The 12,222-nt window shown below is 55.6% G+C and carries 15 protein-coding genes; 4 read left to right on the forward strand and 11 right to left on the reverse strand.

Annotated elements, in window-relative coordinates:
- Nucleotides 1-8: 8 nt before the first annotated feature.
- From flgH to flgB, 7 genes are read right to left on the reverse strand one after another with little or no spacing between them, the layout of a single operon-like run.
- Complete coding sequence (gene flgH, locus AC07NP_RS06775; RefSeq protein ID WP_494659961.1) at nt 9-707, reverse strand: flagellar basal body L-ring protein FlgH; 699 nt, start codon at nt 705-707, stop codon at nt 9-11.
- 57 nt (nt 708-764) lie between these two features.
- Nucleotides 765-1,547 (reverse strand): flagellar basal-body rod protein FlgG, encoded by a 783-nt coding sequence (flgG, locus tag AC07NP_RS06780; RefSeq protein WP_162378993.1) that lies wholly within the window; start codon nt 1,545-1,547, stop codon nt 765-767.
- A gap of 13 nt (nt 1,548-1,560) precedes the next feature.
- Nucleotides 1,561-2,316 (reverse strand): flagellar basal-body rod protein FlgF, encoded by a 756-nt coding sequence (gene flgF / locus AC07NP_RS06785; protein ID WP_301698630.1) that lies wholly within the window; start codon nt 2,314-2,316, stop codon nt 1,561-1,563.
- 20 nt (nt 2,317-2,336) lie between these two features.
- Entirely contained in the window at nt 2,337-3,590 is a 1,254-nt protein-coding gene (gene flgE, locus AC07NP_RS06790; protein WP_494659962.1) for a flagellar hook protein FlgE, read from the reverse strand.
- 26 nt (nt 3,591-3,616) lie between these two features.
- A complete protein-coding gene (gene flgD / locus AC07NP_RS06795) occupies nt 3,617-4,315 on the reverse strand; it encodes a flagellar hook assembly protein FlgD (RefSeq protein ID WP_276292104.1) in 699 nt (232 codons plus the stop codon).
- 11 nt (nt 4,316-4,326) lie between these two features.
- Complete coding sequence (gene flgC, locus AC07NP_RS06800) at nt 4,327-4,731, reverse strand: flagellar basal body rod protein FlgC (protein ID WP_192611873.1); 405 nt, start codon at nt 4,729-4,731, stop codon at nt 4,327-4,329.
- A gap of 3 nt (nt 4,732-4,734) precedes the next feature.
- Nucleotides 4,735-5,151: a flagellar basal body rod protein FlgB gene (gene flgB, locus AC07NP_RS06805; RefSeq protein WP_162378998.1), complete on the reverse strand. Its 417-nt coding sequence runs from the start codon at nt 5,149-5,151 to the stop codon at nt 4,735-4,737.
- Between the two features lie 158 nt (nt 5,152-5,309).
- On the opposite strand from flgB, the gene flgA reads away from it, so the two are divergent.
- The 3 genes from flgA (at nt 5,310) to flgN (ending at nt 6,785) form a co-directional block, all read left to right on the forward strand.
- Complete coding sequence (gene flgA, locus AC07NP_RS06810) at nt 5,310-5,969, forward strand: flagellar basal body P-ring formation chaperone FlgA (RefSeq protein ID WP_494659963.1); 660 nt, start codon at nt 5,310-5,312, stop codon at nt 5,967-5,969.
- A gap of 95 nt (nt 5,970-6,064) precedes the next feature.
- Nucleotides 6,065-6,358 (forward strand): flagellar biosynthesis anti-sigma factor FlgM, encoded by a 294-nt coding sequence (gene flgM / locus AC07NP_RS06815; protein WP_203358174.1) that lies wholly within the window; start codon nt 6,065-6,067, stop codon nt 6,356-6,358.
- A gap of 4 nt (nt 6,359-6,362) precedes the next feature.
- Entirely contained in the window at nt 6,363-6,785 is a 423-nt protein-coding gene (gene flgN / locus AC07NP_RS06820) for a flagella biosynthesis chaperone FlgN (RefSeq protein ID WP_192611870.1), read from the forward strand.
- 82 nt (nt 6,786-6,867) lie between these two features.
- Here the strand turns inward: flgN and murJ are convergent, their stop codons facing one another.
- The 4 genes from murJ to rimJ form a co-directional block, all read right to left on the reverse strand.
- Nucleotides 6,868-8,403, reverse strand: a complete 1,536-nt coding sequence (murJ, locus tag AC07NP_RS06825) for a murein biosynthesis integral membrane protein MurJ (RefSeq protein WP_494659964.1) — start codon at nt 8,401-8,403, stop codon at nt 6,868-6,870.
- Between the two features lie 167 nt (nt 8,404-8,570).
- Complete coding sequence (locus tag AC07NP_RS06830) at nt 8,571-9,494, reverse strand: Gfo/Idh/MocA family protein (RefSeq protein ID WP_494659965.1); 924 nt, start codon at nt 9,492-9,494, stop codon at nt 8,571-8,573.
- Nucleotide 9,495: 1 nt separating this feature from the next.
- Nucleotides 9,496-10,149: a YceH family protein gene (locus AC07NP_RS06835; protein WP_494659966.1), complete on the reverse strand. Its 654-nt coding sequence runs from the start codon at nt 10,147-10,149 to the stop codon at nt 9,496-9,498.
- A gap of 26 nt (nt 10,150-10,175) precedes the next feature.
- Complete coding sequence (gene rimJ, locus AC07NP_RS06840; RefSeq protein WP_203358178.1) at nt 10,176-10,760, reverse strand: ribosomal protein S5-alanine N-acetyltransferase; 585 nt, start codon at nt 10,758-10,760, stop codon at nt 10,176-10,178.
- A gap of 236 nt (nt 10,761-10,996) precedes the next feature.
- Here rimJ and mdtH point away from each other — a divergent pair, with 236 nt between their 5' ends.
- A complete protein-coding gene (gene mdtH, locus AC07NP_RS06845; RefSeq protein WP_494659967.1) occupies nt 10,997-12,205 on the forward strand; it encodes a multidrug efflux MFS transporter MdtH in 1,209 nt (402 codons plus the stop codon).
- The last annotated feature ends 17 nt before the right edge of the window (nt 12,206-12,222 follow it).

Raw genomic sequence — 12,222 nt, forward strand, 5'->3', positions numbered from 1 at the left:
AACCTCGCTTACATCGGCGACAAGTTAAGGAAGAAACGCTGCAGCCAACCCATATTCTGCGCTTCGTTTATGTAGCCGTTACCGACATACTCTATGCGTGCATCCGCAACCTGCGTTGACGGAACGCTGTTGCTGCCGCTGATCGTGCGTGGATTCACGACCCCGGAGAAGCGGATGAATTCAGTGCCCTGGTTGATGGCGATCTGTTTTTCACCCACCACATGTAAATTGCCATTCACCAACACCTGATCGACGGTAACCGTCAGCGTGCCGCTAAAGGTGTTGCTGGCGTTCGCGCCGCCTTTGCCATTGAAAGAGTTTCCGCCGGAAGCGTCTACGTCCGCACGCGCGTTACCGAATAATCCTTCCAGATAGCGAGGAACGGTGTCGAAGCCAAAATTCGTTTTGCCATCACGGCTGGCATTGGCTGAGGAGCTTTTGCTGGCGCTGACGTTTTCCTGCAAGACAATCGTCAACGTATCGCCAATGTTACGCGGACGTCGGTCTTCGAATAGCGGCTGATAGCCGTAATTCACCGGTTGTGCAGACTGAAAGATGGAGCCATTCGCCACCTGCGTCGGGCCAGGTATTGGTTGTGCCGTCGTCGCGCCCTGCACGAGCGGCGTGGCGGGGATCCAGGCACATCCTGTCAGTGAAACCACCAGCAGGGCTATCATCGGGTATGGGTGAAGCGCGTATTTTCGCATTGCCTTCATCTTCAAAATCAGTGTGCCGGTGAGGTTTTCACCCCACCGGCCAACACGTTAGAGTTGCGTCAGTTTCTGCAGCATCTGATCGGTCGTCGACACCGCTTTACTGTTGATTTCGTAAGCGCGCTGAACCTGGATCATATTCACCAGCTCTTCCGCGACGTTCACGTTGGAGGTTTCGACATAGCCCTGATACAACAGACCCGCACCGTTCAAACCCGGCGTACTTTCGTTTGGCGCGCCCGACGATTGCGTTTCGGTGTACAGGTTCTCGCCGATGCTTTCCAGACCGGTGTCATTCATAAACGTGGTCAGGTTCAACTGGCCAACCTGAACGGGTGCCGCCTGTCCCTGCTGCGTCACGCTCACCACGCCGTCACGGCCGATGGTGATGCTGAGTGAGTTCGCCGGGATCGTGATCGCAGGCTGAACCTGAAAACCGCCCGCCGTCACCAGTTGACCGTTTTGATCGACCTGGAATGAACCATCACGGGTGTAGGCCGACGTGCCATCCGGCAGCATGACCTGGAAAAAGCCCTGCCCTTTGATGGCGACGTCTTTGCTGTTGTTGGTCTGAGACAAATTGCCCTGACTGTGCAGACGCTCCGTGGCGACAGGACGAACACCGGTACCAATTTGCAGACCGGAGGGTAATGTCGTCTGCTCTGAAGACTGGGCGCCAGGCTGGCGAATCGTCTGGTAAAGCAGATCTTCAAACACCGCGCGCTGACGCTTAAAACCATTGGTGCTGACGTTTGCCAGGTTGTTGGCAATCACATCCATATTGGTTTGCTGGGCGTCGAGACCGGTTTTGGCGATCCATAATGAACTGATCATAAAATGTCCTGTATTAACTCATCGACAGCAGTTGGTTAGCGCGGCCTGCGTTGTCATCAACGCTGCTGATCACTTTCATCTGCATTTCAAAACGACGGGCGCTGGCGATCATGTCGCTCATGGCGGAGACGGCACTGACGTTGCTGCCCTCCAGGACGCCTGACATGACACGAATGGACGGATCGGCCTGCAGGGCCGGGCCACGGGTCGCCTGTGTCGCCGCGGTCAGACGGAACATGCCGTCGTCGCCGCGCTGCACTTCATTGCCCATCGCTTTGACCAGTTTCAGACGTCCCACCGGCGCCACCGTGTTCGCCGGATCGCCGGGATTCAGGGCCGAGATGGTGCCATCCGCCGCGATGGTAATTTCGGAGCCTTCCGGCACGGCGATCGGACCCGCTTCGCCAATCACCGGGTGCCCCTGAATCGTCAGTTCGCCGGTCGGACTCACCTGGATACTGCCGTTGCGGGTATACCCTTCGCTGCCGTCGGCGGTTTGTACGGCCAGCCAACCGTCCTGCTGCAACGCGACATCCAGCGGTCGTGAGGTGTAATCCATCTGCCCCGGGGTCATATCGGCCCCTGGGGTAGAGGCCGTGACCAGGGTGCGCGTCGGTAAAGAAAGCCCTTCAACCGGCACCGCGCGCAACGCAGTGAGCTGCGCACGAAAACCCGGCGTTGAGGCATTGGCCAGGTTGCTGGCCGTCACCGCCTGTTGATTCAGGGTCTGACTGGCCGCCCCCATGGCGGTATAAATTGCGTGATCCATTAAGCCATCCTGTCAGGCGCTTAGCGCAGGTTGACCAGCGTGTTGAGGATCTGATCCTGGGTCTTGATGGTCTGCGCGTTAGACTGATAGTTACGCTGGGCGACAATCATGTTCACCAGTTCTTTACTCAGATCCACGTTAGAGGCTTCCAGCGCGCCGTTGGTCAACTTACCGAAGTTACCGGTACCCGCCGTACCCAGCAGCGCAACACCCGAAGACTGTGTGGCAGCCCAGACGTTATCCCCCTGAGAAGCCAGCCCTTCGTTGTTGGCAAAGTTCGCCAGTACGATTTGCCCCAGAACCTGTTTCTGCTCGTTGGAGTAGTTCCCCACCACGGTGCCATCATCATTAATCTGATAGCTCACCAGATCGCCCGGCTTGTAGCCGTTCTGGTTAGTGGCCACGATGTTGCTCTCGCCGGTGTTTTGCTGCATGGAGTTCAGGAAACTGAGGGAGAAATTGGCGGGCTCTGCGCCGTTCACCACGCCAGTGGCGACGTTGATTTGCGTTGGCCACGGGGTTGCCGGAGGAACAGGAACGGCTTCTGTCGCCGTCTTGCTCATTCCTAAGAACACGCCATTTTCATCAAAGCGCATAAAACCCGCCGATTTTGCGGCTTCGCCGGTCGTCGAATCCTGAGTATGCACTTCCCAGGTATTGTCCGAGTTTTTGACATAGAAGACGTTCATGTCATGGGCATTACCCTGGCTATCAAATACCGTGACGGTGCCTTTTTTGTTGTAGGAATCCGCATCGCTTGGGCTGAATGGCGTTTTGGTCGGTACTTTGTCGGTAGAGTTCAGGTTGATCTGCATGGACGCGGTGGTGGTGGTTTTTGCCGCCATCAGCGTGTTAGGGATCGTAATCGGTGCCGGGTTCGCGCCCTGTTGGATCGTCGGCGGCGTACCGGTGGCCGGATAACCGGTCAGTTGCAGACCCTGCATGTTGACCAGGTTGCGATTTTCGTCGAGTTTAAACTGACCGTTACGGCTATAAAAAACAGACCCGTTGCTATCCACCATACGGAAGAAACCGTTCTGGCTGATGGCAACGTCCAGGCCACGCCCGGTGTTGGTGGTGGTGCCATCGGTAAAGTCCTGGGTGATCCCCGCCACTTTAACGCCCAGCCCCACTTTGGAACCGGCAAACATATCGGCAAATGAGGCCGACCCGGATTTAAACCCATAGGTGGCGGAGTTGGCGATGTTATTACCAATGACATCGAGGTTGGTGGCTGCAGCGTTCAGGCCGCTGACCGCTTGAGAAAAGGCCATGTCTTACTCCTGATAAGTGTGAAGGCTTAGATGATCTGCCGTACTTCGTCGAGTGTGGTGGTTCCGTAGGTCCCTAAATCCAGCGTGTTACCGCCATTGTTGCGGATAACGCCCTGTACCATCGCAAACTGCAACGGCTGTGCGACCAGTTGCGTACTGCCGTTGCTGGCGGTGATCGCCACGTTGTAGGAGCCGTTCGGCGCGGTGGTCCCGTCGGTGAGAGTCCCGTCCCAGGTAAAGGTGTGCACGCCCGCCTTCAGTCCGCCGATATCAATGGTGCGAACCACTTTGTTGTCTTTATCGGTAATCGTGGCGGTGACTTTGTCAGCAGGCTGTTGTAGCTCAACGCCAAACGGCGTGGTGGTGGTGATGGCCTCTTCTTCGGTTCCTTTACCTGCCAAAATGGTGGTGCCCGGAATCATGACCCCGTGACCAATCAGGGTGCTGGCCTGCATCGACTGGCTGTTGTCGATCTGCCCTGAAATCGCCCCCAGCGTGGTGTTCAATTTTTCGATTCCGCTGACGGTACTGATCTGCGCCAACTGCGAGGTCAGCTCGTTGTTTTCCATCGGGTTCGTCGGATCCTGGTTTTTCAGCTGCGCCACCAGCAAGGTCAGGAAACTGTTTTGCAGATCGGCGGAATTGCTCCCGGTTAACGAACTGCCGCTACTGGCAGATTTGACGCCCGTGTTCGTCGGGTCATTCATATTGACGGCAATAGACATACGCGCCTCCTTTACTGGCCAAGTGTCAGCGTTTTAAGCATCATGCTCTTCACTGTGTTGAGTACTTCGACGTTTGCCTGGTAGCTGCGCGATGCCGACATGGTGTTCACCATCTCGCCAACCGTATCCACATTCGGCATCTTGACGTAGCCATTGGCATCGGCCAGCGGGTTGCCGGGTTCAAACACCAGTTTGTCTGGCGCCTGGCTTTCAATGACATCCGCCACCTTCACGCCGCCCGTCGCGGCACCGGGTGCTGCATCAACCTGAAAAACGACCTGTTTTGCGCGGTACGGCTGGCCATCTGGCCCCGTCACGCTGTCGGCGTTCGCCAGGTTACTGGCGGCGACGTTGAGCCGTTTGGACTGCGCCGTCAGCGCCGAACCCGCAATATCGAAAATGTTTAACAGCGCCACGGATTAGTTCCCTCCCTGTAGCACGTTCATCATGCCTTTGATTTGGCTGCTCATTAGGGTGAGCCCCATCTGGTATTTCAGACTGTTGTCGGCAAACTGCGTACGCTCCCTGTCCATATCGACGGTGTTACCATCGAGAGAAGGCTGGTCTGGAATACGGTAGAGCAGATCCGCAGAGGGAGACGCCAGCGTCTGGGCCGGAATGTGTTGCGCAGAGGTCAGTGCCAGTGAAACACCGCTGGTTTCGGCCCGTCCTTGCACCATCACTTTTTTGAGTTCACTGGCAAAATCCATGTCTCGCGCCTGATACCCCGGCGTATCAGCGTTGGCGATATTCGCCGCCAGCACCTCCTGACGTTGGGCACGCAAATTGAGCGCTTCTTGTTGAAAACGTAAGGCGGCATCGAGCTTGTCGAGCATATCTCCCCCGCAAATGACAAAATTCAGCCGACAGCTTAAATCCCATCACGCGCGCGTTATCGCCGGAATAAACGCAAAATGCGTCGCTATTTGTTCCGTTGATGGCGGCGGCACACAGGTAGAATCCAGCCATTGCTTACAACAGGCGGGAGATGACGATGCAAACGTTAAAACGGGGAATCGCTGTGATGGCGCTGCTCTTCAGCCCGTTGTCGATGGCACAGGATCTGAACGCGCAGCTGACTGACTGGTTTTCGGCGCGTCTGGTGGGGTTTAGCGATGAGGTGGTCGTCACCCTTCGCACATCGCCCACGTTACCTGCACAGTGTGAGCAACCGGCACTGAGTGTGCCGGGCAGTGCGAAATTATGGGGTAATGTGAACGTGCTGGCGCGCTGCGGCAATGAAAAACGTTACCTTCAGGTCAACGTCCAGGCGACCGGCAACTACGTCGTAGCCGCCGTTCCCGTCGCTCGGGGTGGAAAACTGGGCCCGGCCAGCGTGACGCTAAAACGCGGACGTCTGGATCAGCTGCCGCCGCGCACGGTGCTGGATATCAATCAGATTCAGGATGCCGTCAGTTTGCGCGATCTCGCTCCCGGTCAGCCCGTACAGCTCACCCAACTGCGCCAGGCCTGGCGAATAAAAGCCGGTCAGCGCGTGGTGGTGATCGCCAGCGGCGATGGGTTTAGCGTCAATGCGGAAGGTCAGGCATTGAACAATGCCGCCGTTGCGCAAAGCGCGCGTGTCCGCATGCTGTCAGGCCAGGTGGTCAATGGAACCGTCGACCCTGATGGGAATATTCTTATTAATCTATAATACGTTAAAGATTTTGTCGTGGCTGCCGATATGAATAATCAACGAAATAATGATAGCTGGTCGCTACTACGCAACCCCTCGATGAGGAAAATAACATGAGCATTGACCGTACCTCACCTTTGAAACCCGTTAGCACTGTCCAACCGCGCGACACCGGCGACACGCAGGTACAAAAAACGCGTCAGGAAAAAACATCGACGACGAAGAGTGCCAGTGTGACGTTAAGCGATGCTCAGGCGAAGCTGATGCAACCCGGTTCCAGCGATATCAATATGGAACGCGTTGAAGCACTGAAAACGGCGATTCGTAACGGTGAACTCAAAATGGACACCGGCAAAATTGCCGACGCATTGATCCGTGAAACACAGAGCTACCTGCAGAGTAAATAAAAGTATGACTCGTCTGTCAGAAATACTGGATCATATGACGGCCGTCCTCAATGACCTGAAAACGGTGATGGATGCCGAGCAGCAGCACTTATCTGCGGGTCAGATTAACGGTAGCCACTTACAACGTATTACAGAAGAAAAAAGCTCGTTGCTGGCCACCCTGGATTATCTGGAACAACAGCGTCGTCATGAACAAGCGGCGCAGAAAAGCGCAAATGATGATTTTGCCGAGCGCTGGCAGGTTATTACTGAGAAAACGCAGCACCTTCGCGACCAAAACCGACACAACGGTTGGCTGCTGGAAGGGCAAATCGCACGCAATCAGCAGGCGCTTGACGTACTCAAGCCCCATCAGGAACCGGCGTTGTATAGCGCCAACGGTCAGACATCCTCTTCCCACCGCGGCGGTAAAAAAATCTCTATCTGATTGCCGGTTGGCAATCATCCCCTGCCAGACCTGCGTTTTGCAGGTCTGACAGGCGCAACGCCATCAGGCATCATTTCGCATATCACGCCGTCCGGCGGACAAACTCTTTCACTTTAAATCCGAGAATGGCAAGCGCTGCAAAATAGGCCGCGATACCCGCCACCACCACCGCCATTAAGCGTAACAGACGCCACAGCATGGTCCCTTGCGACCACTCCGGCATAATAGAGAGCATGCCGACCAGCGCCGCTGACATCACCAGCACGGAAATTACCAGACGGGTCAGGAACCACATCCAGCCCGGCTGAGGGGTGAAGATCTTTTGCTTACGCAACTGCCAGTACAGCAGAGAGGCATTCAGACACGCCGCCAGACCAATCGACAGCGACAATCCCGCATGTTTCAACGGACCAATAAACGCCAGGTTCATCAGCTGCGTCATAATCAACGTCACGATGGCAATTTTGACTGGCGTTTTGATGTCCTGGCGCGAATAAAAGCCGGGCGCCAGCACTTTCACCACAATTAAGCCGATCAAACCGACCGAATAGGCCACCAGCGCCCGTTGCGTCATCGACGCATCCATCGCGGTGAATTTTCCGTACTGGAACAGCGAAACGATCAGCGGCTTCGACAGAATGCCCAGCGCCACCGCGCTCGGTAACGCCAGCAGGAAGCAGAGGCGCAACCCCCAGTCCATCAGGCGGTTGTATTCATCGTGATTGCCGCTGGCGAAGCTTTTCGACAGCGATGGCAGCAGAATCGTCCCGAGCGCCACGCCCAGTACGCCGGACGGGAATTCCATCAGTCGGTCAGCGTAATACATCCAGGAGACCGAACCGGACGCCAGAAACGAGGCGAAAATGGTGTTGATGATTAGCGAGATCTGGCTTACGGAGACACCGAGAATCGCCGGCCCCATCTGTTTCACCACACGCATCGAACCCGCATCGCGAAAGTTAATACGCGGCAATACCAGCATGCCGATTTTCTTCAAATGCGGCAGTTGATAAACCAGTTGTAAAACACCGCCAACCGTCACCGCCCAGGCCAGCGCTAAGACCGGCGGGTCAAAATACGGCGCCGCAAACAACGCGAAGCCGATCATGCTGACGTTCAGAAAGGTAGGCGCAAACGCCGGAATCGAAAAACGGTTCCAGGTATTGAGGATTGCCCCGGCGAGTGACGCGAGTGAGATCAGCAGTATATAAGGAAAGGTAATTTGCAGCAGTTGGGTGGTGAGGGCGAATTTATCTGCCGTGTTCGCAAACCCTGGGGCCGTGACCATTATCACCCACGGCGCGGCCAGCATACCCGCCACGGTCACTACCGCCAGCGCAAGGGTCAGCAAGCCTGAGACATAGGCAACAAAAACCCGGGTCGCATCTTCACCCTGTTTGCTTTTATATTCCGCCAGAATAGGCACAAACGCCTGTGAAAATGCCCCTTCGGCAAAGATACGGCGCAGCAGATTGGGTAATTTGAATGCCACAAAGAAGGCATCGGTGGCCATCCCGGCACCAAAAATTCTGGCGACAATAGCGTCACGCGCAAAACCGAGCACACGTGAAAACATGGTCATTGAGCTAACGGCAGCCAGTGATTTTAATAAATTCATGTATGTTTTATTCCAGACTCTACGGCAAAACGCCTGCAAAGCAGGCGTTGGAAGAGGCGTAATATCAAGTGGGGTATAGTCTACCTGGATTAAGATGAATTACTACCGCCAGATGTTACAGGGTCTGCAGACCCTGCGCTTTCTGAACGCCTCAAAAAACTGTCACCCTATTCGCTGATCGCATCGCGCCACAGTTTCTCCACCACCCGCTGCGCCAGAATCGCCTGTTCACCGGCGGTTTCCGGAACCGTCTGATTTTCCACACATTCAATAAAATGACGTGCGCATCCGGTAAATCCACGCTGCTCTAACGTGGTTTGCCAGCCGGGAATCGGTTTGAGCACCACGCCCTGCCCACGCTCTTCACGCCATTCGCGCATGTCTGTCACCTCATAAACGCCCCCGTCGGTCACCGCCTGCACGGATTCGCGCTGACTCCCGGCACGTCGATGCATACTGGTGGTGATTTGCAACTGTTCTGCCGCAAAATGGTGTTCGGCATACAGCATCTCCCCCGCATCCGTGGTCAGCAAGGTTCCGCTTTTGAGTTGCGATGCGACCCCCGCCAGCCACAGCGCCGTGTCGACCACGTGCAGATAATCATCGAGGAGTGTAAAACGCAGATCGTGCGGCCCTACGCTGTCAGCGCGGTGCTTGTCCATGCGTAAGGAGGTCGCTGTTGAGAGTTGCGCCTTTAAATCGCGGTACAGCGGCGCAAACCGACGGTTAAACCCGACCATCAGCGTCAGTTTTTTGCGGGCCGCCAGTTCGACCAACCGCTCGGCATCGCGCAGATTCTCCGCCAGCGGTTTGTCGACACAAACGTGCACCCCGGCATTCAGTAATTCGCTGACCACCTGGTAGTGGGTCGCCGTGCTGGAGTGAACAAAAACAGCGTCACAGGTTGACGCCAGATTCACCAGCGAGTCGGCGTAAGGTATCCGCCAGCTTTCGCAAATACGCAATGCTTTGTCCCGTGATGGGGACCAGGCGCCCTGTAACGTCCAGTCACCGGAGGTTCCCAGCACCGGCAGCCAGGCTTTTTGCGCGATCCCGCCCAGCCCTACCACGCCAATCCGCAATTTTTTCACCTTAGTCTCCCAGATGCGCCAGCAACGAATCGAGCCGCTGTTTCAGCTCCGCTACTTCACTCTCCAGCGCCTCTACGCGGGCGTGCAGATCGGCAGATCCCGCCTGCGCCTGCGGTTCATCCGTCGGGGCAGCCTGTTCATCCACCTCGCCACAAAACAGATGCATATAACGACTTTCACGCTTACCCGGTTCACGCGCCAGACGCACCACATACGGGCCGTCCTCCCGGGAGGCAAGTTTCTCCAGCGTGGCTTCTACTTCTGCCATATCGCTGAATTCATACATACGGGAGGCACGGCTGCGCAGTTCACCCGGTGTTTGCGCGCCGCGCAGGAGCAGTGTGGTCACGACGGCGACTTCGCCCGCGCTCAACTTTAAATTGCCAAATTCGGAGTTGCAAAAGCGCTGTTCATACTTGGTGACGCGATTGCCAAACCCGCTCACCGTGCGCAGAAAATGACGTTTGACCAGAGCATCAAGCTGCTGCTGGACCTCATGCTCCGATAAGTTCATCACCGGTTCACGGTTGGTTTTTTGATTGCAGGCCACCACCACGCCGTTCACCGACAGAGGATATTGTTCAGGCGTCGTCACCTGTTTTTCAAGCAGACAGCCAATCACTCGCGCTTCAGTGGCGGTTAATTCATATTTCATTGTCTTTCTCCATCGCGTCCAGAGGATTAACGTCCGGGGGTCCATTCAGTTGTTGTCAACGCCGTCAGCACGTGATCGCGCCATTGCCCATCAATCAACAGGTAATCTTTCGCATACCCCTCTTTTTCAAAACCGAGTCGCGCCAGTAAATCGCCGCTACGGTTATTGTGCGGCATATAATTTGCCATAATCCGGTGCATGTGTTGTGTGCGTTGCATATAACGAATTGCCGAGCTTAAGGCTTCGAACATCAGCCCCTTTCCCTGCCACTTCTGGGCAATGGAATACCCCAGATAGCACGCGTGAAACGAGCCGCGGACCACGTTGGAAAAATTCGCCACGCCAATAATTTCTTTTTCGTCCGGATCGAGCAGCGCAAAATAGAATGCCGTACCCTGCTTATGAAACTCAGCGATCATGCTCAGCCGCGTCTGCCAGCCCGACGGAAAGCAGTGACTTTCATCGCGAATGGGTTCCCAGGGTTTTAAAAAATGACGATTTTCTGCGTAATAATCTGCCAGACGCCAGGCATCACGCTCATGCACTAAACGCACGACCAGACGGTCGGTTGTTAAGCGCACTTTTGGCACGTTACTGCGATAGCCAAACATTCTATACCCACTCCTTCCCGTAACGTCTTCACACCCCTGATAACGTTACTATACCTGCGGCCACGCACTCTGTGAAAAGTGCAAATAGTCATTTTTTGGATTATTCACACATTTTGATGAAATCTCTCTATCAAGACGGACTCTTGATAAAAAAATATTGTCCCCGCGAGGGTGGGAAAAGCCCTGGCGACACCGCAGAATAGGAGGTGCACATCTTTTATTTCCCGGGAGGGGAAATGTCGCGCGTCTCGCAGGCGAGGAACCTGGGTAAATATTTCCTGCTCATCGATAATATGTTGGTGGTGTTGGGCTTTTTTGTCGTGTTCCCGCTTATTTCCATTCGATTCGTCGATCAAATGGGATGGGCCGCCGTCATGGTGGGGATTGCGCTCGGCCTGCGCCAGTTTATTCAGCAAGGGTTGGGGATATTTGGCGGGGCCATCGCCGACCGCTTTGGCGCCAAACCGATGATCGTCACCGGCATGCTGATGCGCGCAGCCGGATTCGCCACCATGGGCATTGCTCAGGATCCCTGGCTGTTGTGGTTTTCCTGCTTCCTTTCAGGTCTGGGCGGCACGCTGTTTGATCCGCCACGCTCCGCGCTGGTGGTCAAACTGATCCGCCCGGAACAGCGTGGCCGGTTCTTCTCTTTGCTCATGATGCAGGACAGCGCGGGCGCGGTGATTGGCGCATTACTGGGCAGCTGGCTGTTACAGTATGATTTTCGTCTGGTCTGCGCGACCGGCGCGGTGCTGTTTATTCTCTGTGCCGCGTTCAACGCCTGGCTACTCCCGGCCTGGAAGCTTTCGACCGTGCGTACCCCCGTCCGTGAAGGGATGGGACGCGTCATGCGGGACAAACGGTTTGTCACCTATGTTCTGACGCTGGCGGGGTATTACATGCTGGCCGTTCAGGTGATGTTAATGCTACCTATCATGGTCAATGATATCGCAGGCTCTCCGGCCGCCGTGAAATGGATGTACGCCATTGAAGCGTGCCTGTCCCTGACTCTCCTCTACCCCATTGCGCGGTGGAGCGAAAAACGTTTCCGTCTCGAACACCGGTTGATGGCTGGCCTGTTGTTAATGTCGCTCAGTATGCTGCCTATTGGACTGGTGAGTGATTTGCAGCAACTCTTCACGCTGATTTGCACATTCTATATCGGTTCCATTATTGCAGAACCCGCCCGTGAAACGCTCAGCGCGTCACTTTCAGATGCACGTGCGCGCGGCAGCTATATGGGCTTTAGCCGTCTGGGGCTCGCCATTGGCGGGGCGATTGGCTATATCGGCGGCGGCTGGTTGTTCGATATGGGCAAAATCATGGACCAACCCGAACTGCCCTGGGTCATGCTGGCGATTATCGGCGTTATCACCTTCCTGGCATTGGGATGGCAATTTAGCCATAAACGCACCCCGAACGGAATGCTGGAGCCGGGAGCCTGATTGATGCCCGGTTCGCT

The sequence above is a fragment of the Citrobacter sp. GW821-FHT07H02 genome (assembly GCF_059418505.1).